General features: G+C 33.7%; 30 protein-coding genes and 1 tRNA gene. 2 read left to right on the top strand and 29 right to left on the bottom strand.

The genetic code is table 11. The annotated features are described in order from the left end of the window. Positions 1-392 precede the first annotated feature (392 nt). The 20 genes from rplS to P6N22_RS05905 form a co-directional block, all read right to left on the bottom strand. Positions 393-752 carry a 50S ribosomal protein L19 gene (rplS, locus tag P6N22_RS06005; protein ID WP_280331120.1) on the bottom strand — a complete coding sequence of 120 codons (360 nt, stop codon included), beginning with the start codon at positions 750-752 and terminating at the stop codon, positions 393-395. Further along, positions 742-1,446, bottom strand: a complete 705-nt coding sequence (trmD, locus tag P6N22_RS06000; protein ID WP_280331119.1) for a tRNA (guanosine(37)-N1)-methyltransferase TrmD — start codon at positions 1,444-1,446, stop codon at positions 742-744. The genes rplS and trmD overlap by 11 nt, the downstream gene beginning before the upstream one ends. Continuing rightward, positions 1,446-1,973, bottom strand: a complete 528-nt coding sequence (gene rimM / locus P6N22_RS05995) for a ribosome maturation factor RimM (protein ID WP_280331117.1) — start codon at positions 1,971-1,973, stop codon at positions 1,446-1,448. The genes trmD and rimM overlap by 1 nt, the downstream gene beginning before the upstream one ends. Beyond that, positions 1,966-2,205, bottom strand: coding sequence for a KH domain-containing protein (locus P6N22_RS05990; protein ID WP_280331115.1), 240 nt, complete (start codon positions 2,203-2,205; stop codon positions 1,966-1,968). Before P6N22_RS05990 ends, rimM begins: the two co-directional genes overlap by 8 nt. 2 nt (positions 2,206-2,207) lie before the next feature. Further along, complete coding sequence (gene rpsP, locus P6N22_RS05985; protein ID WP_193113209.1) at positions 2,208-2,435, bottom strand: 30S ribosomal protein S16; 228 nt, start codon at positions 2,433-2,435, stop codon at positions 2,208-2,210. A 275-nt stretch (positions 2,436-2,710) separates the two neighbouring features. Further along, the gene (gene ffh / locus P6N22_RS05980; protein WP_280331114.1) at positions 2,711-4,075 is read right to left on the bottom strand and encodes a signal recognition particle protein; all 1,365 of its coding nucleotides are present in this window, start codon (positions 4,073-4,075) and stop codon (positions 2,711-2,713) included. Positions 4,076-4,168: 93 nt separating this feature from the next. Further along, positions 4,169-4,681 carry a M48 family metallopeptidase gene (locus tag P6N22_RS05975; RefSeq protein WP_280331113.1) on the bottom strand — a complete coding sequence of 171 codons (513 nt, stop codon included), beginning with the start codon at positions 4,679-4,681 and terminating at the stop codon, positions 4,169-4,171. Continuing rightward, entirely contained in the window at positions 4,678-5,133 is a 456-nt protein-coding gene (locus P6N22_RS05970; protein WP_280331112.1) for a YaiI/YqxD family protein, read from the bottom strand. The genes P6N22_RS05975 and P6N22_RS05970 overlap by 4 nt, the downstream gene beginning before the upstream one ends. Next, a complete protein-coding gene (locus P6N22_RS05960; protein ID WP_348542136.1) occupies positions 5,126-6,070 on the bottom strand; it encodes a DUF429 domain-containing protein in 945 nt (314 codons plus the stop codon). The genes P6N22_RS05970 and P6N22_RS05960 overlap by 8 nt, the downstream gene beginning before the upstream one ends. Further along, positions 6,063-6,797 (bottom strand): RNA pseudouridine synthase, encoded by a 735-nt coding sequence (locus P6N22_RS05955; protein ID WP_280331110.1) that lies wholly within the window; start codon positions 6,795-6,797, stop codon positions 6,063-6,065. Before P6N22_RS05955 ends, P6N22_RS05960 begins: the two co-directional genes overlap by 8 nt. Beyond that, entirely contained in the window at positions 6,787-7,962 is a 1,176-nt protein-coding gene (waaA, locus tag P6N22_RS05950; protein ID WP_280331108.1) for a lipid IV(A) 3-deoxy-D-manno-octulosonic acid transferase, read from the bottom strand. Before waaA ends, P6N22_RS05955 begins: the two co-directional genes overlap by 11 nt. 3 nt (positions 7,963-7,965) lie before the next feature. Further along, positions 7,966-8,679 carry a C4-type zinc ribbon domain-containing protein gene (locus P6N22_RS05945; RefSeq protein ID WP_280331105.1) on the bottom strand — a complete coding sequence of 238 codons (714 nt, stop codon included), beginning with the start codon at positions 8,677-8,679 and terminating at the stop codon, positions 7,966-7,968. A 48-nt stretch (positions 8,680-8,727) separates the two neighbouring features. Then, positions 8,728-9,450 carry a Nif3-like dinuclear metal center hexameric protein gene (locus P6N22_RS05940; protein WP_280331102.1) on the bottom strand — a complete coding sequence of 241 codons (723 nt, stop codon included), beginning with the start codon at positions 9,448-9,450 and terminating at the stop codon, positions 8,728-8,730. Beyond that, positions 9,447-10,010: a tetratricopeptide repeat protein gene (locus tag P6N22_RS05935; protein WP_280331099.1), complete on the bottom strand. Its 564-nt coding sequence runs from the start codon at positions 10,008-10,010 to the stop codon at positions 9,447-9,449. The genes P6N22_RS05940 and P6N22_RS05935 overlap by 4 nt, the downstream gene beginning before the upstream one ends. Continuing rightward, positions 10,007-10,876: a M23 family metallopeptidase gene (locus P6N22_RS05930; protein WP_280331097.1), complete on the bottom strand. Its 870-nt coding sequence runs from the start codon at positions 10,874-10,876 to the stop codon at positions 10,007-10,009. The genes P6N22_RS05935 and P6N22_RS05930 overlap by 4 nt, the downstream gene beginning before the upstream one ends. Further along, positions 10,876-11,328 carry an SsrA-binding protein SmpB gene (gene smpB, locus P6N22_RS05925; protein ID WP_280331096.1) on the bottom strand — a complete coding sequence of 151 codons (453 nt, stop codon included), beginning with the start codon at positions 11,326-11,328 and terminating at the stop codon, positions 10,876-10,878. The genes P6N22_RS05930 and smpB overlap by 1 nt, the downstream gene beginning before the upstream one ends. Beyond that, positions 11,328-12,122: a 4-(cytidine 5'-diphospho)-2-C-methyl-D-erythritol kinase gene (locus P6N22_RS05920; protein ID WP_280331094.1), complete on the bottom strand. Its 795-nt coding sequence runs from the start codon at positions 12,120-12,122 to the stop codon at positions 11,328-11,330. The genes smpB and P6N22_RS05920 overlap by 1 nt, the downstream gene beginning before the upstream one ends. Continuing rightward, a complete protein-coding gene (gene csrA, locus P6N22_RS05915) occupies positions 12,122-12,358 on the bottom strand; it encodes a carbon storage regulator CsrA (RefSeq protein WP_280331093.1) in 237 nt (78 codons plus the stop codon). Before csrA ends, P6N22_RS05920 begins: the two co-directional genes overlap by 1 nt. Then, the gene (gene truB, locus P6N22_RS05910) at positions 12,352-13,173 is read right to left on the bottom strand and encodes a tRNA pseudouridine(55) synthase TruB (protein WP_280331091.1); all 822 of its coding nucleotides are present in this window, start codon (positions 13,171-13,173) and stop codon (positions 12,352-12,354) included. Before truB ends, csrA begins: the two co-directional genes overlap by 7 nt. After that, positions 13,170-15,218 (bottom strand): UvrD-helicase domain-containing protein, encoded by a 2,049-nt coding sequence (locus P6N22_RS05905; protein ID WP_280331089.1) that lies wholly within the window; start codon positions 15,216-15,218, stop codon positions 13,170-13,172. The genes truB and P6N22_RS05905 overlap by 4 nt, the downstream gene beginning before the upstream one ends. Before the next feature lie 127 nt (positions 15,219-15,345). On the opposite strand from P6N22_RS05905, the gene P6N22_RS05900 reads away from it, so the two are divergent. Further along, the gene (locus P6N22_RS05900) at positions 15,346-16,248 is read left to right on the top strand and encodes a LysR family transcriptional regulator (protein WP_280331087.1); all 903 of its coding nucleotides are present in this window, start codon (positions 15,346-15,348) and stop codon (positions 16,246-16,248) included. Between the two features lie 59 nt (positions 16,249-16,307). Here P6N22_RS05900 and P6N22_RS05895 read toward each other — a convergent pair whose 3' ends face one another. From P6N22_RS05895 to P6N22_RS05880, 4 genes are read right to left on the bottom strand one after another with little or no spacing between them, the layout of a single operon-like run. Next, positions 16,308-16,781 carry a hypothetical protein gene (locus tag P6N22_RS05895; RefSeq protein ID WP_280331085.1) on the bottom strand — a complete coding sequence of 158 codons (474 nt, stop codon included), beginning with the start codon at positions 16,779-16,781 and terminating at the stop codon, positions 16,308-16,310. Then, positions 16,775-17,353 carry an aminotransferase class IV family protein gene (locus P6N22_RS05890; protein WP_280331083.1) on the bottom strand — a complete coding sequence of 193 codons (579 nt, stop codon included), beginning with the start codon at positions 17,351-17,353 and terminating at the stop codon, positions 16,775-16,777. The genes P6N22_RS05895 and P6N22_RS05890 overlap by 7 nt, the downstream gene beginning before the upstream one ends. Next, complete coding sequence (gene cysK, locus P6N22_RS05885; protein ID WP_280331081.1) at positions 17,346-18,269, bottom strand: cysteine synthase A; 924 nt, start codon at positions 18,267-18,269, stop codon at positions 17,346-17,348. The genes P6N22_RS05890 and cysK overlap by 8 nt, the downstream gene beginning before the upstream one ends. A gap of 11 nt (positions 18,270-18,280) precedes the next feature. Further along, positions 18,281-18,727 (bottom strand): low molecular weight protein-tyrosine-phosphatase, encoded by a 447-nt coding sequence (locus tag P6N22_RS05880; RefSeq protein WP_280331079.1) that lies wholly within the window; start codon positions 18,725-18,727, stop codon positions 18,281-18,283. Positions 18,728-18,773: 46 nt separating this feature from the next. On the opposite strand from P6N22_RS05880, the gene P6N22_RS05875 reads away from it, so the two are divergent. Continuing rightward, positions 18,774-19,031, top strand: coding sequence for a hypothetical protein (locus P6N22_RS05875; RefSeq protein WP_280331077.1), 258 nt, complete (start codon positions 18,774-18,776; stop codon positions 19,029-19,031). Positions 19,032-19,200: 169 nt separating this feature from the next. Here P6N22_RS05875 and P6N22_RS05870 read toward each other — a convergent pair whose 3' ends face one another. The 5 genes from P6N22_RS05870 to P6N22_RS05850 all read right to left on the bottom strand — a co-directional run bounded on the left by P6N22_RS05870 (position 19,201) and on the right by P6N22_RS05850 (position 23,659). Next, positions 19,201-19,539, bottom strand: coding sequence for an SHOCT domain-containing protein (locus P6N22_RS05870; protein WP_280331075.1), 339 nt, complete (start codon positions 19,537-19,539; stop codon positions 19,201-19,203). Positions 19,540-19,631: 92 nt separating this feature from the next. After that, positions 19,632-20,774, bottom strand: a complete 1,143-nt coding sequence (locus P6N22_RS05865; RefSeq protein WP_280331073.1) for an MFS transporter — start codon at positions 20,772-20,774, stop codon at positions 19,632-19,634. A gap of 41 nt (positions 20,775-20,815) precedes the next feature. Beyond that, positions 20,816-23,113, bottom strand: coding sequence for an ABC transporter substrate-binding protein (locus tag P6N22_RS05860; RefSeq protein WP_280331071.1), 2,298 nt, complete (start codon positions 23,111-23,113; stop codon positions 20,816-20,818). A 72-nt stretch (positions 23,114-23,185) separates the two neighbouring features. Continuing rightward, positions 23,186-23,270 (bottom strand) — tRNA-Leu (locus P6N22_RS05855). Positions 23,271-23,344: 74 nt separating this feature from the next. Further along, positions 23,345-23,659, bottom strand: a complete 315-nt coding sequence (locus P6N22_RS05850; protein WP_280331069.1) for a F0F1 ATP synthase subunit C — start codon at positions 23,657-23,659, stop codon at positions 23,345-23,347. Between the last annotated feature and the right edge of the window lie 136 nt (positions 23,660-23,795).

Below are 23,795 nucleotides of genomic sequence, written 5' to 3'. Positions count from 1 at the left end.
GTTATTATCTCAAGCTCTCGCTTGCTTAGTTTTCAATGATCTCAAACTTGATTTCCTCTTCTAAACTCTAGAAGATTCTGACCCTCTTTCGTTGGCCTCTCATCGTTTGTGGACGGGAATTATAGAGAAATAATTCTTATAATATTCTTAAAAAAACATCTTTTTGAAAAAAGATTTTTCTTTTCTGTAAAAAGGTATTTTTAACTATATATAAGAGTCTTCTATAATAGATAATTTTCCATCTATTTTTAGTAGTGGGAAGTTTTGATTTTAGTACTAAAATGATAAAAGAATGTTTAAAAAATTAATTTGAGAATTTTATTAAGATTGATTTTGTATATGGAGTTGAAATATATAAGGTAATTAAATTGTAGATGGTTGAGTTAGAAGAATTATTTTCTTCTAAGCTCTTTAATACGTGCTGCTTTACCAGCAAGGTTACGTAAGTAGAAAAGTTTCGCACGGCGAACACGACCACGACGAATAACTTTAATTTCATTGATAGAATCAGTATAGATTGGGAAAATTCTCTCAATACCTACACCATTTGCACCAATTTTACGAACAGTGATAGTTTCACCAGTTCCTTGACCACGTCTTGCAATACATACACCTTCGTATGCTTGAACACGAGTTTTGTCTCCCTCTTTAATAGTTACTGCTAAACGAACAGTATCACCAGCACGAAAATCTGGAATATTTTTGTCAGCGATTTGCGCTTTTTCAAAGTTTTCAATGTACTTATTTCTCATAAGATTTCCTTGTTTTATGCTTTAACAGCTGTCCTGGTCTGAAAAATTTTGTTTTCGCTTCAGACAAGGCAAATTTTAGTGAGCGAATTTTACTATGATTTCCCTTTAAGTATTCTGATGGAACACTTACACCTTCATACGTTTGCGGCTTTGAGAAAGATGGAGCTTCAAGTAATTCCGTCTCAAAGCTTTCCACTTCAAGAGATTCACTATTCCCCAGTACACCATCCACATTTCTAGCAGTCGCATCACATATAACTAAAGAGGCTAGTTCACCTCCAGTTAAAATGTAATCACCAATACTAAAAACTTCATCGGCGTATTTCTCAATCACCCTCTCGTCAATCCCCTCATAGCGTCCACTCACAAACGCTACATGAGATTTTTTTGCTAACCTCTTCGCATCATTCTGCGTAAAAGGTTTAGCAACCGGAGTTAAAAAAACAATATGAACATCTTCATCATTTTTTTGTAAATCACTTAAACAGTCGTACAGTGGCTGAGGATTCATAACCATCCCTGCCCCACCACCTACTGTAGTGTCATCTACTTTATGATGTTTATTATTTGAGTAATCTCTTGGATTTAGATACTTAATATCTAAAAGTCCTTTTTCGATCGCTCTTTTTAAAATCGAGTCACTAAAATAACCCTCTATCACATTTGAGAACAGGGTTACAAAAGTAAAAGTCATTACGAAGCTTCTAAGATATCAATAGCACCACTGACAGTGATTTTTTTGTTATCTATATCTACATCTTTTTTGAACGGTTCAATAAAAGGAATTAAAAACCTTTTTGGATGTCCCTCTTTTACCAATGACTCATTTGTGTCAATTACTAAATAGTTTGTAATATTTAGACGTTCAACTTCGTGAACTTTACCTAAAAGCTTTCCATCTTCATAAACTTCACAATCTTCTAAATCAAAGAAAAAGTATTCACCATCTTCAAGATGACAATTTTTTCTTGTCTCTTCATAAGTTGTATAAAGTTTTGCGTTTGTAAACTTTTTAGCATCCTCAGGGTTGTTAATGTTATTAACTTTTACAATCCCTCTTTCTAAATCCACATCACTAAGAACAACTTTGTCGTTTTTATTGATTAAAAAACTTGCCCCATCTACAAACTGCTCCGGAAAATCAGACTGAATATGAAGTTTCATATCCCCTTTAATACCGACAGTTTTGCCAAGAGTGGCAATGTGAAGTAATTTATTCAATTGGTTCGACATTTATTCTGTAACTCACACCATCTTTAGCTTTACAGCCAGAGATAACAGTTTTAATAGCACCTATCATCTTACCGCTTTTACCAATAAGTTTACCGATATCAGCTTGGTTAGCATAGAGAACTATCTCTGTCACTTCGTCGCCTTCAACCATTTCCACTTTTACATCTTCAGGATATGAAGCTAAAAGTTTTGCAAATTGTGCGACAAAATCAGTTATCATGATTATCTACCAGTAATCTTTTTAACGCGATCACTCATTTTAGCACCAACGCTTAACCAGTAATCTAATCTTTCGTTATCAACTACTAGAGTTTTCTCTTCGTTCATTGGATTGTAGTGTCCAATTAACTCGATCCAACCACCATCTCTACGTTTACGGCTGTCAGTTACCGCGATACGGTAAAATGGTCTTTTCTTTCTTCCCATACGAGTAAGTCTAATTACTGTCATTTATGTTCCTATGTTTTGTTTTTACCTAATTACTGGTTAAATCTGTGCAAGTATAAAGTGATTGTTTAATAAGGAAGAGTATATTGTAGGTTCTTTAAATAAATCATTAAAGAAATAAAAGTCTTCCCTCTTAAGCATCTCTATAGTTGGATGTACACATTTAACCAGTAAATAGGTTACAAATCTTTTTATCACAGAGGTATTGTTTAAAAAGATTTTTTTCAAGTGGAATTATATCGAATTTTTTTTCAAATAGCAAATCCCACTATATTAAGTTATCTAGGCATACCGCCAAAACCACCCATTCCACCAGGACCACCCATTTGTCCCATAAGTGATTGAAGTTGTTTCATACCGTTTTTGCCTGAGAATTTTTTCGCCATTTTTCCGGCATTTTTAAATTGTTTGATCATACGGTTTACTTCTACAACAGTTAAACCACACCCTTTTGCAATTCTCTCTTTTCTTGAGTTGTTTAATAGATCCGGGTCTTCTCTCTCTTTTAGAGTCATTGAACTAACCATTGCTCTAATGTTTTTAAGTTCTGAAGAGTTATCAAAGTCAAAATCTTTGATCGCTTTACTCATTCCACCCATACCAGGAATCATACCCATGATAGAACTCATTGAACCCATTTTTTTCATCGCTTCCATCTGTTCGATGAAGTCGTTGAAGTTAAATTTCCCTTTTTGGATTTTCTTTGTTAAATGTTTTGCTTTTTTCTCATCGATTACATTTGCAGTTTTTTCCGCAAGTCCTTCGATATCTCCAAGACCCATTAAACGGTTAACAATACGCTCAGGCAGGAAAACTTCTAAATCTTCCATCTTCTCACCGAGACCGATGAATCTTAATGGCACTTCAACCTGAGATGAAAGACCAAGTGCTACACCACCTTTAGAATCACCGTCATATTTTGAAAGGATAACACCATCAATTCCAATTTTTTCTTTAAATGTAGTTGCTGTTCTTACTGCATCTTGACCAGTTAAAGAATCTGCTACATAAAAAATCTCATCAGGTGAAGCTACTTTTTTAACGTTTTCAAGCTCTTCCATAAGCTCGTCATCAATTGCCAGACGTCCTGCCGTATCTATTAAAACTACATCATAAATTTTAGAGTTTGCATATTCAAGTGCAGACTTTACAACTTCTACAGGATTTTTAGTAGCTTCATCTTCATACAATTCTACTTCAATTTGAGCAGTAATTTGACGAAGTTGTTCAACCGCTGCCAAACGCTGTAGGTCGGCTGCAACGATAAGTACTTTTTTCTTTTTATTTTTAAGATAGTTTGCAAGTTTACCGGTAGTTGTTGTCTTACCAGATCCTTGCAAACCTGTCATTAAAATTACAGTTGGAGGATTTGGTGCAAATACAAAACCTTTATTACCACCAACTTCAAGTAGATCAGTTAATGTCTCACGAAGTGCTTCTAAGAATTGGTCTTTTCCAATCCCTTTCTCTTTTGTTTTATACTCAACACTTGAAATAAGTTCTTTTACAACTTTATGATTTACATCCGCTTTTAATAGAGATTTTTTAAGCTCATTTAACGCTTTTGTTAAAGCTTTTTCATCATCATGAAAACGGATCTTTTTGATCGCATTTGTAAAACTATCTGTTAAAGTACCAAACATACACTACCTCTTGGTTAGACTAAATTTTTCGCGATTATAACAAAGTCGTGCTTGTGCTTTGCTTTATTAAAATATTCTCGGATTTAAGTATTATTAGCTCCAAACAGCTATTTTACCCGACATATCCATATGTGTCAGATAGAGTCGCAGATCGAACTCTGTCTGATGATACTGAGCAAACATGTGTTCACACAGTTTATAAAAAGCCTTATTATGTTCTTTTTCTTTAAAATGTGCGAGTTCATGTACAATTATCATCTGCAAAAATTCTTCAGGTACACTTTTAAATAAAGATGCGATCCGTATCTCATTTTTTGCTTTTAGTTTTGAACCTTGCACACGGGAAACAAAATGATGTGTTCCTAAAGCATTATGAATAACATTTATTTTTCCATCATATACTGCTTTACTTAGTGGAGATGTCTTTTTCATAAACTCATTTTTAATATCTTGTACATACAAAAACAGCGCTTTGTCATTTTTATAGTTGTGCGGTATTGGATATTTATTTGTCAAATAGCTCTCTAGTTTATTTGCCTCTATTAACTTTTGTACTTGTTGTTGTACAGTTAGGGGATAATGTCCCAGATATTTTAAGTTATTCATTGTTTTACATATTTCGATAAAAAAGCGTTAATCTGGTTGGCAAACAGCTCTGCATCTTTGACAGAAAAAGGTTTTGGACCTTTTGTTATCTCTCCGCTCTCACGAATTTTCTCCATTAAATTTCTCATAGCAAGATACTGTTTAATATTATCGACGCTATAGAGTTCACCTCTATGATCTATCGCATGCGCATTATTGGATATAGTTCTATCTGCAAGTGGAATATCGGCAGTAATTACCAAATCACCTTCTTGCAACATCTCTACTATTTTATTGTCAGCTTCATCTGCACCTGCATCTACGATCAGATACTCTACAAATTCTGATTTTCCAATGTTAATCTTTTTATTTGAGACCACTATTGTTGTAATATGCAAACGTTCGATCTGTTTTAACAGTATGGGCTTGAGTAAATTTGGAAATGCATCTCCGTCGACAAATATTTTAAACATTGATTAGCTCCAATTTTTCTTGACGGTTCATCTGTTTTATCTCATATTCTCTTTTACTTGCATCGACTCTGTCAGTACGATTTTCATAGTATACGAGTTCAACAGGGCGTCTTACTTTTGTATATTTTGCACCTTTGGTAGAATGATTATGCTCATCAACTCTTTTTTCCAAGTCTGTGGTAATTCCAGTATAGAGAGTATCGTCACTACATTTGACTATATATACTTTCCACTTACTTACAGGAGTTATAAAAGTGTTTACTCCTTCTACCTGATAATACGCAAAGTCATTCTCCCTGCAATACCACATACAATATGCACAGGTAAGTGAATCTAAAATATCTTCGTGATCTTTTAACTTCTGCCCTTTCAGTGAGTCCAGTTCTGTCTCTAATATCTTGTGTTTTTTAAAAACCTGTAGAAGATATTTTTTATAAATTCCAAGTTGTTGTTTTATAAAATCGCTATCTCTGCCTTTTTTTCTTTTATAGGGAAGGATTTTATGGTTATTAAAACACATTGCAATTGTGGAGTGTGTATAGACTTCAAAGATCACTTTATTATGTTTAAAATCTCTTTGAAAGCCAAGCTGAGAAAGTTTATCAAATAATTCTATGCTTCTGATCTTTGGGGAATATTTTGTAAGTAGTTTTTTATTGGCGGGAAGCATCGAAATTTTATATTTTGCAAAGTCTTTATTGAAATCTTTTTCGATCTCCCGGTTACCTGTTTCATTAGGAACGACTAAAGGAGCATCCACACCTATATGAACTTTATAATCTTCGTACTTTGTAATCTCTTGAACTATTTCATCAATCGATTTGAGCAGTTTAAGCTCTAAAATCTTTAATTTGTTTCCCTCTTGTTGTGTCACACAAAAGCCTGAGAAGTTTTTTTCTCCCCAAGCGAGGTCTATGCCTATATATAGACTATTCAAACGTCTTAAATATTTTTGGCTCAGGTGATGTAAACTCCATACCAAGAAGCTTTACCTTATGAGCGTGAAGCATCACCCTTTTTGCACGGCGTCCGCCGTATTGCTCATCACCGATAATCGGATGCTCAATATATCTTGCATGAACACGAATCTGGTGAGTTCTTCCGTGATGAATAATTATTTTTGCTTTTGTCTTTTTTGCACTTACCTCTTCAGGATAAAACTCTGATTTTGCAGGTTTTCCTTTTGGAGAAACATTTGAGTATGCTTTATTATTCTTCTTTTGAGTAACAATCGGTTTATCTACAATTGTAGGCTCAGTTAGAATCCCTTCCAACCATGCAATATACTCTTTATATACATTATCTTTAGCAAACTCTTTGACCGCTTTTTCACGGAATTCCTCATTTTTTACAAGCATTAATACACCACTTGTTTCACGATCAAGTCTGTGAAGTAGTCTAGCACCTTTAAATTGTCTCTCTATCTCATCTGAATTTACAAACGCAGGTTTGTCAACAACAACAAGATCATCATTTTCAAAAAGAATTACTGGCTTTTCAACTTTTTGCACACGAAAAATTGTCTTTACATCTATATCACCACGGGCAATCATCACTTTCTTATTCCCTACATATACCAGACCGCGGTCGATCATCGATTTTGCCTGAGAATTTGAAACTCCCTCTTGTTGTGCTAAAAGTTTATATGCTTTTTCAGTTGCCATTATTTTGTATTTCCTTTATTTTCTCTATAACTTTTTGCAAGTCAATTTTCTCATCGACTCTTGAAGATGGAAGTTCTTTTACCATCTCTAGTGCATGAAGTATCTCTTCACTCTCTACATATTGTACATGATGTACATATTTAAACAACTCTTTTTGGTGGAAGAAATGTTTCCCTGTAATTATTTTACATCCAAAGTGAGCTGGTTCAAGCGGATTGTGCCCACCTACATCTTCCTTGAATGCTCCACCGAGTATCGCAATATCGCTGATCGCATAAATATTATTAAGCTCACCCATCTTATCGACTAATATTATATCTGAGTCGAAGTTGTCCTGCTCAGAAAATTTCTGTGCCGTTAAAGAGTTTTTCTCTGCATATTGTTGAATCAGTTTATAAACTTCTTCAAATCTTTCAGGATGACGAGGAACAATAATCAGTTTTGCATCGTTTGTTTTTTTATACTCTATAAATGCTTTAAGTACATTCTCCTCTTCCGTTGGATGTGTACTACCTGCAACAATAACTTCACATTTAGGTTTTATAAACTCTTTTGTATGCGAGATCTCACCTGCAAGTTTGATATTTCCTATCACTTCAATATTTTTAGCTCCAAGAGCCAAAAATCTGTTTTTATCCACTTCACTTTGTGCATAAATAATCTCAACACGTGAAAGCATCTTTTTGTAAAACCATGCAAACTGCAGATAGCTTTTTACACTTTTATCGGAAATTCTTCCATTGAGTAAAATTATCTTGGCACCCTTGTTAAAAGCTACTACAAATAACAGGTACCAAAACTCAGCTTCCAATACTACAAGCAGTTTCTGTTTTCTAATCCAAAACGGTAAAAAGTTCTCATAAGGCAGGTAACGTACCTCTGCATCATATTTTTTTGCTTCAACTTGACCCGTATGTGTAATTGTTGTAATACACACTTTTTGATTTAACTCTTTTAAAATAGGTTTTAAAGCTCTTGCTTCACCGAGAGAACATACATGAAACCAGATAGTGTTAAAAGTTTTAAAACGAGGGTTTTTAAAAAGAAAAAAACGAGCCGGAATAGATTCTTTATACTTGTATTTAAAAGATAAAATTACAAGAAGCGGTAGTGCTACAATATAGAGCACTACACCTAAAACGTAGTAAAGAAGAGTGAAAGGCAAAGCCTACTCTTCGCTAGCTTTCACGTAAAGGATACGACCACAATGAGGACATGTAGTAATATCTTCTCCACGAATTACATCAGAGTAAACTTTATCACCGATTACCATGTGACAACCCATACACGCTTGGTCTTCAACAGGAACAACTGTTGTATTTTTTGCCCAACGACGAATTTTTTGATAGAACGCTAAACCTTTTTGATTGATCTCTGAAAGAAGTTGCTCTTTTTTCTTGAATACTTCTTGGCGATCAGCATTGATTTTTTCAAGTTTTTCATCTACTTCAGACTTTACACTTTCTAAAGAAGCATTTAATTCATCAAGATTTGCTTTAGATGTATCGATTTGTTCATGTTTTAAAGCAATGATTTTTTCTAAACGCTCAATCTCTTCATTTGCGAATGTGATTTGTTCTTTTGCAATCTCTTCTTCAAGTTGAAGTGATTTCATCTCACGCTCAGTTTTTACTTCAGCAGATTTTTTTGCATTTTCTTCAAGTTTGTTAGAAAGTTCACTTAGATGAAGTTCATTTTTTGACTTTTTAAGTTCTTCTTCTTTAATTTCGTTTGTTAAATTTTCAATATCGCTTTCGATACTTTTAGTTTTTGCTAATGCTGCTTCATATTTATAGTTAGCTTCTTCAATCTGTGGCTCAAACGCATCGATCTCTTTGTCTACAATTGAAAGGTCGATCAGTTGTTTAAGGTGCTTATTCATTGGGGTCCTTTAGGAGTTTTACTTCTACCATTTTTCTTCAAAACATACTTAAATATATGTAAATGGATTTTCTGATGACGCAATTATAACTTTTAAACCTAAATTTTTCAAATATTTCGCTAAAATTTCTGCAAAAAAGTGTTCACTTTCGTAGTGTCCAATATCAATTAAAGATAAATTTATACTCTTTGCTTCCATTGCATCGTGATATTTTACATCACCTGTTAAAAAACAATCTGCATGTAAACTTCTCATCAAAGAGCAGCCTGAACCTGTTGTCAGTGCTGCTATTTTTACCTCATCTGAACATTTTACACATTTTGCAAATTTTAATCCAAAAGCATTTGATACTTTTTTTGCAAAAGTATCAAAATCTTCATTCACTTCCAAATAAGCGATAAAACCGTCCTTCTCTTTTATTTCGTATCCTAAGATATTTGTAGCCACATACTCATTTAGATGCGTTTGATCGAAGTTTGTGTGCATTGCAATATTTGAGATGTTTTTTTGGATCATCTTTTGAATTAAATTTGCAGGATATTTGCTAAATTCCAATTGCTTTAATCCACCGAAAATTATTGGATGATGCGTAATTAAAAGTGTATTTGGTTCAAGTGAATCTATCAAAGCTTCATCAACATCGATACTGAGTGCTATAGCTTCAATATCATGATTAAAATCCCCCACTAAAAGTCCTGAATTATCCCATCCTTCTTGTAGTTCAAACGGTGAAAGTTCATTTAAGAAGTCATAGATTTCTAAAACTTTCATCCCAGTTTCTCCAGTTCCTCTTTCGCTTCGGCAAACTCATCGTCAAGTTCAAGTGCTTTTTTGTACATCTCTTTTGCAGCTTCTGTCTCTTGCATATCTACGAGTAAATTCCCGTAATTGTAATATGTTATCGGATTTTCATTGTCTTGTTCTAATGAGTAATCAAGATGCTCTTTAGCCTTCTCAAACTCACCTGTTTTTCTATAAACACTTGCAATGGCTTGATGTAAAGCAGAATTTTTATGGTTTAGCTCTAAAGCTTCTTGATAATATTCCAATGCCTCTTCATATCTTTCTTGTGCAACTAAAGCATATCCCATTTTAAAAAGGATCTCTTGGTTATGAGGCATTTTAATATTTGCTTCGTGATAGATAGTCAAAGCTCTTTGGGCATCCCCTTTTTGCATCTCTTCATCACCCTGATATACAAGTAATTCTGCATCTGCAGGATCTTCAAAAACTTTTCCTTCTTCGGGATCTTTGAGGGTTTGAATGTGCTCATAAATTTTAAATGCGAAAAATGCTGAGGCACCAAGCATTAGGAGTTGAAAAAGTGTCACTTATTATCCTTTAAAATATTGTTATTAAGTAGTGTTATCAGTTGTAATGGATCAACTTGTACACCATCTACGCGTACTGCAAAATGGAGATGCGGTCCCGTTACTCTTCCGCTTTGACCACTTAAACCTAAAAGTTCTCCCTTTTGCACCATTTGTCCTTTTTTGACATCAAACTTACTCATATGAAAATAACATGTATAGATGCCGTAGCCATGATCAACTACTACTGTACCGCCTGAGTAAAAACGATCAGAAACTAATACAACTTTCCCATCGTTGCTTGCCTTTATTGCTGTACCTGTTTTAGCACGGAAATCTGTCCCGCTATGGTATCCGTTAAGTGAACCGTTATATACTCTTGCTTTACCAAAGTCAGATGTAATATTACTGTCTAAAGGAAGCTCAAACGGCTTTGAAATATATAGTTTTGGAGTTACCGTATTGTATATATTCATTGCTTGATTATACTCTTTTTCAATACGTTGTTTAACTTCTTTTGATTTTGGATTAACTTTTGAAGGATCAACGTGGATCTCTTCATGCGCATATATCCCTTTTTGTACATTTAAAAACAGTAAGGTAGATTTTTCTTTTTTATTGTCAAAATAGTTAATATAAAGCTCTTTGGAGGAGACTTTTTCATAATAACTTACAGGCACAAGTGCAAAACAGCATTTCTTATTTACCGGGGAATGAATTATAGGAAACTTTTTTTTGCCAAGAGCAATATCTTTATACTCTATTCCATCTTGTTTTTCTAATTTAATTAATGCTGTTTTTCCATTAACGACTTCATTGTCAAAACTTGTAATTTGTAGTGCAAAACTATTGATAATAACAAACAAGAAAATAAGTAAAAACTTCACTAATAATCCTTTAACGCACGAGCTATATCTCTTTGTTGATCTTTTTCTTTGAGGTCATGTCGTTTGTCATGTAACTGCTTCCCTTTCGCAAGGGCTATTTGTATTTTTACTATATTTTTTGCATTGAAATATAGTTGTAAAGGGACAATTGTATAACTCTCTCTATCAACTGCTTTTTGAAGCTTTGCCAACTCTTTTTTATGTAAAAGAAGCTTACGAGTACCTCTCTCTTCATGAGCGTAAAAGTGGTGTGTCGTTTCCAATCTTCCTATATGTGCATTAAATAAAAAAGCCTCATTCTTTACAAAACGGATGAAACTGTCTTTTAAGTTCACACGTCCTGCACGTATCCCCTTCACTTCACTTCCTGAAAGAACAAGTCCCGCTTCGAACTTCTCTTCTATAAAATAGTCATGATACGCTTTTTTATTTTTTGCTATGGTTTCACCCATTATTCTTTTTCCTTGTTTATTTTAAAAAAGCTACTGCCGCTTCCGCTAAAAAAGTAGCCTTGTCTGTAATGTTGTTTGAGTTGCGGATATTCTTGAAGTGCGGGAGCAAAAAGATCATTTGCTTCTGTCGCACTCATTGTATTTAAAATATCTTTTGAACTGCGTTCTTTTAACTCTTGTACTTTAAATCCGTCAATCGGATTATAAAAATTCTCTCTGTATACCGTATATACCTTCGGTGTAGAAATTTTAACATCCGGAGTAAAAACTTCGAACTTTAAAAGCTCCTCTTCGTAAGGCTCAACTATCTCACCAACACCACTGACATTCGCACTGCCGTATCCGTAAATAAAAAATGGTACATCCGCACCCACTTTCACACCGATTTGTGCCAGTTCATTTAAACTAAGACCCAAATCTAAAACAGAGTTACACATCTTCATAAAAGTCGCAGCATCACTGCTTCCCCCGCCAAGACCAGCGAATGCGGGAATATTTTTTTCAACTTTGATCGCATGTGTCTGCATCAGTTTTTCAAGAGAAGCTGAATTAGTAAACTCTTTAAGTGCCATATACGCTTTATAGATCGTATTTTGTTTTGTCTCGCAGTCAAACTCTCCAATGATCGTAAAATCATTCATTTTGGCATTTAGATCTGACTTTGAAACAAAAGAGAGTTCATCGTAAAGAGTATCTACTCTCATGAAACGGGAAATAATTTCATGGTAGTTATCTCTTTTACCTGTAATTTTTAGAAAAATATTGACTTTAGCATACGCTTTATATTTTTTCATCACTTTTGCTTTTTCAGCAATTCTCCTAAAGATTTTAGTTCATCTTCATCTCCGCCATGAAGTGCAGCTTTATTACTCAGGGCCACTTCACGTGCAAGTTCATCCCGCAAAATTGAAACATCTTTGGGTGCATCGATACCGAGTTTTACAACTCCGTTTTCAACCGATATTACTTTAACTTCAATATTATCGCCTATTAAAATAGATTCATCCACTTTTCTTGCTAATACTAACATTCTATTTTCCCTAATTCATATTTTACTAAACCATCTTTTATAGTGATGATTGAAATATTATCGCTGTTGTCGATAAAATACGTCCCTTCATTTTGTATTTTGAAATCTTCTAAAGCAAGAACTCTTCCAAATTTTAGATTGTCAGGATCTCCCAGATAATAGTTTTGTTCTAAGGCTAAAGATTTTTTAATATCCAAAGCCCTTTCATTTTCATAAACAAACTGTCCTTCACAAAGTCTCTCAAGTGCACTTAGGCTACCAGCTTCAAGACCTAGCTTTTTTGCGATGAGAAGTCCAAGTGAACGGATATATGTTCCCTCACTTACCGTCGCTTCAAAAGTCACAAAAGGATGGCAGTAATGCAAAAGCTTCATCTCATAAATCGTAGAGTGAATTTTATTGAGCTCCACTTTTTTACCCGCGCGGGCCAAATCGTAAGCACGCTGCCCGTCAATCTTTTTCGCACTGAAAATCGGAGGTTCATATTCTAATTCGCCCTCAAGTGATTTTACGGCTCTTAATACTTCATTTTCACTAAACTCTTTTAATATTGTAACATCTTCTATCATTTCTGTATCAAGAGAATCACTTTTAGCCCCAAGCCATAAAGTAGCTCGATATGTTTTTGGAACTTTATTTAAGAATCGAAACAGTTTAGTATGTGAACCAAGTCCTATCACCAGTACCCCTTTGGCAAAAGGATCAAGCGTACCTGAAAAGCCTGCTTTTTTTGTACCGTATTTACGTTTTAGTTTAGAAAGGAACAGGTTAGAACCTATCCCTGCCGGTTTATATGCTACAAATAAGCGATTCATAGTCTCTCAACAAATGATGCTAAAATCTCTCTTTTGCTTCCGGCAAAGTTGATATTGAGTTTAAACTCACGCCCTGCTTTACTTACACCTAATACACGTCCTGTTCCAAAAATTTTATGACGTACAAGATCACCTTTTTTGTATGCCGTATTTTTTTGTACTTTGAGTGAACCCTCACACAGTCCTGCTTCATTAAAAAATCTACTTTTCTCTAAATCACTACGGCGTCCTTTGTAAAATCTGCTGCCTGCATGAGAAAGTGTCAGTGTCTCTTTCGCTCTGGTAAATGCAACATATCCGAGGCGGCGTTCCTCTTCTAAATCACTACCATCACCAACAAGCGGTAAAAAGCCCTCTTCCATTCCAATTACAAAAATATGTTCAAACTCCAAACCTTTTGAAGCATGGATACTCATCATATAGATAGCATCTCCTTCAACCTCATCTTGATCACTCTGAAGAGTCAACTCATTTAAAAACTCATCTAACGATGTTTGAGGATTGTTTTTAACAAAGTCACGGTAAAGTGCATAGAATTCATCCATATTTAGAATTCTTTCCTGAGCATCCGGCATACCGTTATAAATATCTTTGAGATGGAAAGTATCTTCTAACACTTCTATGAATTCATATGTTGAATCCTCTGCAACTTTTGCGACTGCTTCAAGGTTTGCTACAAACTCCTTGAGTGTCGTCGCATTTTTCTTTTTTACTAGAGCTTCTAGTTCTGAAAACTCTGCAGTTTTAAGATATTCATAAATCGACATTCCTTTTTGATGTGCCGCTAATTCAATTTTGTCTAAACTTGCTTTTCCAAGTCCACGTTTCGGTTTGTTTATAATGCGTTTAAATGAGAAGTCATCATGATGATTTGTAACAACACGGATATACGAGATAAGGTCTTTAATCTCGGCACGATCGTAAAAGCGTACACCACCTACCACTTTATATCCGATTCGGGCACGGTTTAATCCTTCTTCAATAGAACGGGAAAGTACGTTAACGCGGTATAAAATTGCTATTTCGTTTGCTTTTACACCCGAATCTAAAAGTTTTTGAATTTGCTGCGCTACTTTTCTAGCTTCTTCATTTTCATCTTGTGAATTCAGTGTAGAAACATCATCTCCGTCTCCACGAGTTGAAATGAGCTCTTTTCCGAGACGTGAGCGATTGTGTTCGATCAACGCATTTGCTACTTTTAAAATCGGTTTTCTTGAACGGTAATTTTCTTCGAGTTTAAAAACACTCACTCCTGCAAAATCTTCATCAAACTCCATAATATTTCTAATATGTGCTCCACGCCAGCCGTAAATTGATTGGTCGTCATCCCCAACAACACAAATATTGTTATGTGTCATACATAATTTTTGTAAAAGTTTAAGCTGTAGTTCATTCGTATCTTGATACTCATCGATCATAATATACTGATATTTTTGACTTGTTTTTTCTGCTAATTCAGGATTTTGTTCCAAAAGTTTATATGTCAATGCCAAAAGGTCGTCAAAATCGACAAGGTTATTCTCTAAAAGGTATTTTTCATACTCTGCATAGACTTCTGCTATTTGTTTATAATTAAATAGTTCCGCTTGCTTATATGCATCATCAGGAGTTATGAAAGAGTTTTTATATCTTGATATCTCAGATGCAATCAAAGGGGTAGGAATTTCAGAATTGATTTTCTTAATGATTCTTTTTTTATCGTCGGTATCGATAACAACAAAATTATTCTCACGGCCTAGTAAGTGGATATTGAATTTTAAAAAAAGCAGACCGAATTTATGGAAAGTACAAAGTAGCGGTGGATATGCTGCATTTTGGATCATAGCCATAGAACGCTCTTTCATCTCACGAGCCGCTTTATTTGTAAATGTTAACGTTAACGTGTTTGAAGCGGGAATACCCAGTTCTTCGATCAAGTACGCTAAACGTGAAACAATAGTAGTTGTCTTACCGCTCCCAGCTCCTGCAAGTATTAAAACAGGTCCCTCTGTTTGTCTTACAGCAGCACTTTGAGACTCATTCAATCGTTCAAATATTTTTTCCATTTTATCCACTATAACTATAAATTAAAAATATTATAACAAAAAAAGCTGAAAATTATTAGAAAACTATTGCAATAATTATAATAATCAGTTATAATTTTAGTATTATTATTACTTATAGGAATTATTAATGTTAAGAGACTTTGCAAAATTACAAACTTTTTTAATGGTTATAAAGGAGAAAAGTTTTTCAAAAGCATCAGCGAAACTGGGTATTTCTCAGCCTGCTGTTACACAACAAATTAAATTTATTGAAGACTATTTAGATACAAAAATTGTGGATAGAAAGAAAAACGGAATTATTCTCACAAAAGAGGGTGAAGACCTTTATAGAATTGCTCAAAGACTGGAAAAAGCAATTCAAAACTCAGAAAAAGAGCTTTTAAAAATCATTAATAAAGAGTTTACATTTGTAATGGGTGCTTCTTTTGCAATCGGTAACTATATTTTACCTAACTATCTTGGTGAAATTAAAAAAAGAATCGACAATGAAGTCTTTATGAATGTTGATCTTTCTTGTAATATCATTGAGCAATTAGAAGATAAAAAAATCGATGTTGCTCTTATAGAATCTCCTGTATTTAAAGACGGTATTATCTATAGAGAATGGGTTGAAGATGAGCTTGTAGTATTCTCCAACCAACCAATCAAAAAACATCTAAGTGCAGATGATCTTTTAGAGTTTGACTGGATTTGTAGAAATGAAGACTCTCACACTAGAAGACTTACAAGTGAAGTGTTTGAAGAGATGGGTGTACAATGTAATAACTTTAATGTTCTTGGAGTATTGGGTAGCCCTACTGCAATCAAAGAAACAATTATGAATGCTGACAAAAATGCTGAAAGACCGATTGTTTCAATTATGTCTAAACACGTTATTAAAAATGAGATCGAAAAAGGCACTCTTTTTGAAGGTCGTTTAAAAAATCATAAGATCACAAGAGAGTTTTATATCGCATATTCAAAAGATAGAAAACACGATGCCTTTGTTGATAATGTAGTAAACTATCTTTTATCTCTTCACAGAGTATAAATGTATTTCATAGAGTAAACTTATGTTTTACTCTAAGTAGCTTTACTTTTCAAAGCTTTTTATTTTAGGAATTTAGAGTTTTCAGGGTTTGATAAAAAAGAAGCCATTGAATTCTCTATCCCTTCTTCATCTATCTTTTCTTTATCAGTTTTTTCCGTAGCAGAAGTATCTATCTCTTTGAGATTTGCAAGATTAATAAATACAGGTGTTTCATCCACTATAATTTGTAAAATACTAAGTATTGGCACACTTACTACACTACCAAAATTCTCAGTTCCAAATCCTGCTTCAAATACTAAATATCCGTCTTCGATTCTTGCACTTTCGAAGGTATAGCCTGCAAGAAAAAAAAGTGTTAACGGACGGAATTCACTACTTATTTCTAAAGGAAGTTCTGGTTGAAAATGAACCTCTTCAATCCTACAAAGTATTCCAAAGTTCTGCTCTTTTTGAAAAAATAAAACAATTAACTCTTCAATACTTTTTTGCATAAATTTTGCAAAATCTTTATCTTCTACCAAATTATCTAGCAAATCACTTCCTCAATTTTTTCTTTTGTAATTATATCAAAATCTATCATAGCATTCAGCAAAGCAATCTTTTGAAACTTATTTAACTCCTGATAAGGAATATCTGCAAGATAAATTTTTTCTTCATTTAATAGTTTTGCCCGCATAGTACCTTCTAATAAAGGTGTCTTTGGAGTAAGCCAGTTTACACCGTCAAAAAAAGCTATATTAGCAATTGAAGTATCAGTTACAAGTCCATTTTTTACGATTAAAATATCATCACAGCTCTCTTTTTTACCAAAGAGTTCATTCAGTTTTTCTCTATTTTCATACTTTTTATCGTAATCTATATCATCACAAAATACAAGTTTTAAACTATGAATATTTCGCTTTTTGTAAGGGAAATACTCAATAGTATATTTCCCCTCTTCATCATACACTATACGGCAACGTGTTAATTCTTTTTGAGTCGGTTGGATAATCGATGAAAGTTCTAGTTTACCCTGACCGATTGTAGTATCCACCCTCTTTTGGTGATACTCCAAATTGTAGACTTTTTGGTTATATATTTTAATGGTTTCTAAATATTTACTCACTAAACAGCTCTGTCGAGAGATATCTTTCTCCCGTATCACATAATATAGTCACTATCGTTTTTCCTTGAAATTCCGGACGCTTTGCTACCTGCATTGCAGCATATACATTTGCACCACTTGAAATTCCAACTAAAAGTCCCTCTTTTTGTGCAAGCATTCTAGCTGTATCAAACGCATCTTCATTACTGACTTTAATCACTTCCCCATACACTGAAGTATCTAAAATATCAGGAACAAATCCTGCACCTATCCCTTGAATCTTGTGTGGTGAAGGTTCTTCACCTGAAAGAATTGCGCTTGCTTCGGGTTCTACAGCAAAAATAGCAATATTTTGTATCTCTTCTCTAAGTACTTTAGAAGTTCCTGTAATAGTTCCCCCTGTTCCAACTCCGGCAACAAAAGCATCTAGTTTACCATCTGTATCGGCTAAAATTTCACGTGCAGTTGTAAGCGTATGAATTTCAGGATTTGTAGGGTTTTGAAATTGTTGTAAAATAATCGAGTTATGTGTAAGTGCCTGAATCTCCTCTGCTTTTGCAATAGAACCTTTCATACCTTTTGCTGCAGGTGTTAGTACAAGTTCAGCTCCCAATGCTTTTAAAAGATTACGACGCTCTATACTCATCGAATCAGGCATTGTCAAAATTAATTTTAATCCTAAAGCTGCACAATTTGCTGCAAGTGCTATTCCTGTATTACCGCTTGTAGGTTCAATGATCGTTGTCTCTTTCGTAATCACACCGCTTTCAATTCCGCGGCGAACCATATTCATTCCAATGCGATCTTTTACAGAGCTTGTCGGATTCATAAATTCACATTTTCCGATAATCTCGGCACCGCAGAGTTCTGAAGCAGTATTTATCCTTACAAGGGGAGTATTCCCTACCAATTCCGTAATATTTTTTGCTATTTTCATCTCTTAAGTCCTTAATTATCAAATTTTATCTGAAAAATATTGTTTACACAATTATCTACCATTTTAAATACTTCCAAAAAGCCGTCAAAACCGTTAAAGAAATATGGGTCAGGTACATCTGCACCATCATAGCCAAACTCACCAAGTTTAACAAGGTTTGTAGCCCCCATACGTTGTAAATCACTATAGTTGCTGTCATCAAGTGCCACGACTAAGTCAAACTGTTCAAAGTCCTCTTTTGTCACTTTTCTGGCTCTGAAAGTTGAGATATCTATTCCGTTTTGTTTTGCTACTTTAATGGAGTTGTTACATGGTGCTTCACCTAAATGCCAATCCCCCGTTCCTGCAGAGTCAATATTTATATTCAAGTTCTTTTCCTCTGCAATTTTTTTAGCAATTCCTTCTGCTAAAGGTGAACGGCAAATATTCCCTAAACACACAAATATAATTGAGTTCATACTGTTGCCTATTTTTTGATATTATTATACTAAAAAAGAGACGATAATGGCGATTTATTACAGTGATGGGAAAAAACTAATTGATGTAGAATACGATACTATAATAGAAGTCGGAGATATAGTAGACGGTATGCGTGTTCTTTCAACAAATACTAAATCATCAGATGAATATGCCGTGTTTTTGCTTGAACCAAATACTCGTATCACATGTTATGTATTTGATGAAGTTTTTATAGTTGGAAAAATGGACAGCTTTGAAAGCCTGGCACAAGCTGTAGAAGCTTGGAACAATGATGAGATTTAATCTTTATTTGAACATCTTATATGAAGTACTACAAATATTCAATATTTACTAGAACTTATCTTTCATTAGTAAGTTCAGATTTTTACAAAGGAATATTAATTTATATAGTAAAAGCAAAATATCAGAGTACTAAAAAAGTACTCTGATATTCTATTAATTAGAAAAATATTTATTTAGCCATTAAAATTGCTTTTTGTTGATTAAACTCTTCTTGAGTTATATACCCTTCTTTTTTCATCTGTATAAGCTCTTTAAGCTGTGCAACTTTATTTGTTGGTTGACTGCTTTGTGCAATTTCTTTTGTTGATGTCTTTACTTCCTCTTCAGAAGGATTGAATAAACCATCTATCGACTCATCTGCTTTTTCACTTGCTTTTTCACTAATTGAATTACTAACAGAATTAGTTACATTAGTTGTAATATTATCAACTATTGATCCAAAACTAAATGCAAATGATGCAGTAGAGCTAAGTAATATCATAGTCAATCCATAAAGATATTTGTTCATTTATTTTCCCCCTTATTATTGAACATTGTTATTTTATATTTTTTTACATGTTATTGTCAAGAGATAATAAAGATATAACAATTCTATATTAACTATCTAAAATTACTGTTTATGATTATTATGAGGGAAAAAATCAACAATGTTGTCATCCCAAAAATACTAAATAGATAAACAACTTCAAAACCGTAATGCTCCCACAAATATCCTATAAGTAAAGAACCTAAGGCACTAAAAATTGCCATTCCTGCATAAAATACTCCAAAGACAAATCCTTTCGATTTTGCATTGATCGAAATATAACTCCGCAAAGCATTTAAACTCAGTACAGTAAACAGTCCTAAAAATCCAAATGACAGCAACAAGTTGATTTTAACACTTAGCATTGAGAATATACCAAAAATAAAGGCGATAAACACTATTTTAAAATTTCCCTTTTTATCACTCAAGATTCCACCGTAGTAACTTGTAATTGTTTGTACCAATGTAAAAAGTATGATAAATAATGGAATATCTGATAATGTAAAACCATTTTGTTTTGCGAGTACAATTAAAAACTGTTGATTGACAATAAAAAATAAAAAGCCAAAGTAGATAAAGAGTAAAGGAAATAATCTATAATCTTCCCTATTGAGAACAATATTAGTCTTTTTTTCTACTTTTGGTACATCCTGTACAAAAAATATCACGATAGTTGTCGCTATCATCCCTGGCACTAAAGTCCAAAGAAAAATATCTTTGATTAATATTTCATTTTGAATAAAAATTAAAAAGATTATGAAGACAATTAATGCCCCGACAAGTTCACCTGCAATATCCATCATTTTATGAAAACCAAAAGTTTTCCCATGTTTATTTGCCGTTGAATATGCACTGATAATCATATCTTTAGATGCACTGCGTACTGCTTTACCCATCCTTTCAACACCTTGTAAAAAAGCAATTGAAATGAATGTATCTGCAAAAGCAAACATCGGTTTTGTAAATGCTGATAACACATAACCGACAACGACAAACGGTTTAACGATATTGTACTTATCACTTAAATAGCCAAACAAAACTCTTATGGCATAGGAGATAAACGTTGCAACTGCAATAATAATACCGAGTTTATCGACACCTTCGTGAAGGACATATACAACGTAAATAGGAAGTAAAATATTTATAATTGACGATGCCATATCTGTAAAAAAACTTACAAATCCTAAGGCTATGATATTTTTATTTATGTCTTTCATAAAGGTTCTCTTCTCTTAACCAAACAATGATGAGACTTTATCTATTTCAGAGTAATCTTATCTCTACCACTATTTTTTGAAATATATAGAGCATTATCTGCTCTGACAAGAGATTTTTCAACATCTTCTTCAATATGATAAACACTTAGTCCCATACTGACTGTAATTTTATGTGTATTATTAAAAAGATACTTTGAAATCTTGTCCTTTATATTTTGTGCAAAATTTTCTATATCATCTTCACTAAGATTAGGTGCGATAATTAAAAACTCCTCGCCGCCCCATCTGCCAATAGTATCTGAAGCTCTCGAATTTTCTCTTAAAAGTGTACTTAATTCTTGTAAAACAATATCGCCAACATGGTGCCCATAAGTATCGTTAATGATTTTGAAATAATCAATATCTAAGATAATAATTCCAAAACTACCTCCATAACGGTCTACTCTATTTTTTTCTGCTTGCAATACTTCATCAAGTTTGTGTCTGTTATATAACTGTGTAAGTTTATCAGTTATGGCAATTTCCTGTAATGCTTCATAAGCAACTTCAAGTTTATCATTTGCCTCTTGTAGACTTTCTTTTAAGCGTTGTTGTTTCCTATATAAAAGATACCCTACTGCAAATATAAAAATAAAAAAAGCAATAACTTTCCATAGGATCATATAATCTACCTCTTTATCATACTTGATAGAGATCCATTTATTAAAAATTTTTCTATTTTCTTCTTGTGACAGGCTATTTACAGCCTTTTGTAAAATACTCAATAATAAAGGTTCATCGTTACGTACACCTATACCAAGCGTCCAAGATTCCTCAATTTTTCCAGTAATTTTAAGTTTACCTATATAGTTGTTTTGTAATTTGTAACCAATACTTGCAAGTGTACCTATATAACCGAATAGTTCTCCATCACTTACCCGTCTCAGTCCATCATCTATATCTTCAACCTCAACTATATTCAAAAATGGATATTTCATTTTTAAAAGTTCAGCAAATGCATATCCCTTACATATACCAATTTTTTTCTTTTCTAAATCTTTGATATCACTTACAAAAGGTACTTCCAACTTTGTTGCTACAACTAAAGGTATAACTAAATACGGTGATGTAAAGTTCATATACTCTTTTCTTTTTGGCGTTTCCATTGCCAACGAGAAGATATCACATTTACGTTCTTTAGCGAACTCAATCGATTGGGTCCAAGTCTTCGTTGGGATTACTCTAAAGTTTGTTGCTAGTGTTTTCTCAAATGCTTGAAAGTAATCTGCCGTCATCCCTTCATATTTTCCATCTTCACTGAAATGTTCAAAAGGCATCCAATTAGGATCGATACACATAGTAATCTCTTGACGTTTAGCTAAATACTCTTTTTCTTTTGTTGTTAGTTCTGTATCTAAAGCGTAATCACTAAATAGCGTTCCGCGAAGGTCTATCTCTTTTTGTACTAGTCCTAAAAGTTTATAAACGTCATAAATTCTTTGTAGTTTCTGCTTGTTTATACTACCCAGTGTATCTGTTCCATAATAAGCTAATTTTTTCAACTCCTCTGCTTCATAGCGTAGAGCTTCTTTTGTCTTATGCAAAGAATTGTATTTATTATAAATAATATCTACAGTTTCATCTATATGTTCAAAAGCATATTTCCAACCTTCTAAAGATGCATTTCGAAAACGCTTTACCTCTTGAGGATTATCTTTTAGATATTCTTGACTTGTTATAAGAAGATCACTGTAAAAATCAAACCCATAATCTTTTGGATTGAAGATAACTGGTTTTCCCCCTAAAGATTTTAAAACATATACCTCATTTGAAACATAAGCAGCTATAAGATCTGTTTTACCGTTTAACAAGTCTGCAGGATTAAACGATGGTTGTATTACCTGTATATCCTGAGACATAATCCCTTGAGAATACATCATGGAAAACAATGATACATCTATATCCCTCGTTGCCATGATTCTTTTATGTTTAAAATCCTGAATATTCTTAATATGAGAACTCTTATCTGCTAACACTACAAGAGGGCTTGATTGAAAAATTGATGCAAGATAGACAATCTTCTTACCGTTTGATATATCTATTAATGAAGATGCTCGACAAGTTGCATACTCGCTTTTACCTTGAATAACATCATTCTCCATGCGGATTCCTGGTTGCCATTCTTTTAGAGTAACGTCAAGACCAGCTTCTTTATAAAAGCCTTTTTCTTTTGCCATAATATAACCGGCAAATTGAAACTGGTATTTCCACTGCAATTGTAAAGAAACTTTTTTTAGTTCTTGGGCGGATAATGTAAAAGTTAATAAAAGTAAAAACAAAAAGAGTTGAAGAAGTTTCATTACGCCCACTTATATATAGATTAAAGATTATATAAATAGTTTTGTGAGAGTTAACTTAAAATAAAAAGAGTATGGTGCGCAGAGAGGGACTTGAACCCTCACGACCTTAGGCCACTACCCCCTCAAGATAGCGTGTCTACCATTCCACCACCTGCGCAATAAAAAAAGAAAAAAAAAGCCCAACTCAAAAAAGAGCTGAGCTTTGAGAGGTACTTTTAGATAATCTAAAGATTAACCTAAAAATGGGTTAGCGTAAAGAGCGATTAATGCAACAACTAGTGCATAAATAACTTGCGCTTCGATCATTGCTAAAGCGATGAACATTGTAGTCATAAGTTTAGCACCTAAACCTGGGTTACGTGCAGTACCAGCGATAGTTGCAGCAGCAGTGTGACCCATACCGATAGCACCACCAAGAGCAGCTAAACCAAGTCCAAGACCAGCAGCGATCATAGAGTAAGCTTTAAGAGTTTGATTAGCAACGTCACCGTCGTTAGCTAAAAGAGCAGCAGAAAATGCTACTAAAAGAAAAAGAATTTTTTTCATAATGTATCCTTAAAAATATTTACAACCCGTTCGGATAGCGTAACCTCATCTTGCAATGAAGCAACCTAAACATGAATGCTTAGATTTCCCTACTAGAAATTGATAGCGCAATTTTACAAAAGAAGTTCTAAATAAA

The sequence above is a fragment of the Sulfurimonas sp. C5 genome (assembly GCF_029872055.1).
Lineage (GTDB): Bacteria > Campylobacterota > Campylobacteria > Campylobacterales > Sulfurimonadaceae > Sulfurimonas.
This window is presented reverse-complemented; position numbering and strand designations above follow the sequence as displayed.

Bases quoted from the DNA above. Each gene is read 5' to 3' on its own strand.
- trmD (WP_280331119.1), bottom strand. From the start codon at position 1,446: ATGACTTTTACTTTTGTAACCCTGTTCTCAAATGTGATAGAGGGTTAT.
- truB (WP_280331091.1), bottom strand. From the start codon at position 13,173: ATGAATCGCTTATTTGTAGCATATAAACCGGCAGGGATAGGTTCTAAC.
- rpsP (WP_193113209.1), bottom strand. From the start codon at position 2,435: ATGACAGTAATTAGACTTACTCGTATGGGAAGAAAGAAAAGACCATTT.
- P6N22_RS05945 (WP_280331105.1), bottom strand. From the start codon at position 8,679: ATGAATAAGCACCTTAAACAACTGATCGACCTTTCAATTGTAGACAAA.
- P6N22_RS05900 (WP_280331087.1), top strand. From the start codon at position 15,346: ATGTTAAGAGACTTTGCAAAATTACAAACTTTTTTAATGGTTATAAAG.
- smpB (WP_280331096.1), bottom strand. From the start codon at position 11,328: ATGGGTGAAACCATAGCAAAAAATAAAAAAGCGTATCATGACTATTTT.
- P6N22_RS05940 (WP_280331102.1), bottom strand. From the start codon at position 9,450: ATGAAAGTTTTAGAAATCTATGACTTCTTAAATGAACTTTCACCGTTT.
- P6N22_RS05970 (WP_280331112.1), bottom strand. From the start codon at position 5,133: ATGTTTAAAATATTTGTCGACGGAGATGCATTTCCAAATTTACTCAAG.
- ffh (WP_280331114.1), bottom strand. From the start codon at position 4,075: ATGTTTGGTACTTTAACAGATAGTTTTACAAATGCGATCAAAAAGATC.
- P6N22_RS05850 (WP_280331069.1), bottom strand. From the start codon at position 23,659: ATGAAAAAAATTCTTTTTCTTTTAGTAGCATTTTCTGCTGCTCTTTTA.
- P6N22_RS05905 (WP_280331089.1), bottom strand. From the start codon at position 15,218: ATGGAAAAAATATTTGAACGATTGAATGAGTCTCAAAGTGCTGCTGTA.
- P6N22_RS05875 (WP_280331077.1), top strand. From the start codon at position 18,774: ATGGCGATTTATTACAGTGATGGGAAAAAACTAATTGATGTAGAATAC.
- P6N22_RS05990 (WP_280331115.1), bottom strand. From the start codon at position 2,205: ATGATAACTGATTTTGTCGCACAATTTGCAAAACTTTTAGCTTCATAT.
- P6N22_RS05870 (WP_280331075.1), bottom strand. From the start codon at position 19,539: ATGAACAAATATCTTTATGGATTGACTATGATATTACTTAGCTCTACT.
- csrA (WP_280331093.1), bottom strand. From the start codon at position 12,358: ATGTTAGTATTAGCAAGAAAAGTGGATGAATCTATTTTAATAGGCGAT.
- P6N22_RS05955 (WP_280331110.1), bottom strand. From the start codon at position 6,797: ATGGCAACTGAAAAAGCATATAAACTTTTAGCACAACAAGAGGGAGTT.
- P6N22_RS05880 (WP_280331079.1), bottom strand. From the start codon at position 18,727: ATGAACTCAATTATATTTGTGTGTTTAGGGAATATTTGCCGTTCACCT.
- P6N22_RS05975 (WP_280331113.1), bottom strand. From the start codon at position 4,681: ATGAATAACTTAAAATATCTGGGACATTATCCCCTAACTGTACAACAA.
- P6N22_RS05865 (WP_280331073.1), bottom strand. From the start codon at position 20,774: ATGAAAGACATAAATAAAAATATCATAGCCTTAGGATTTGTAAGTTTT.
- cysK (WP_280331081.1), bottom strand. From the start codon at position 18,269: ATGAAAATAGCAAAAAATATTACGGAATTGGTAGGGAATACTCCCCTT.
- rplS (WP_280331120.1), bottom strand. From the start codon at position 752: ATGAGAAATAAGTACATTGAAAACTTTGAAAAAGCGCAAATCGCTGAC.
- P6N22_RS05860 (WP_280331071.1), bottom strand. From the start codon at position 23,113: ATGAAACTTCTTCAACTCTTTTTGTTTTTACTTTTATTAACTTTTACA.
- P6N22_RS05920 (WP_280331094.1), bottom strand. From the start codon at position 12,122: ATGAAAAAATATAAAGCGTATGCTAAAGTCAATATTTTTCTAAAAATT.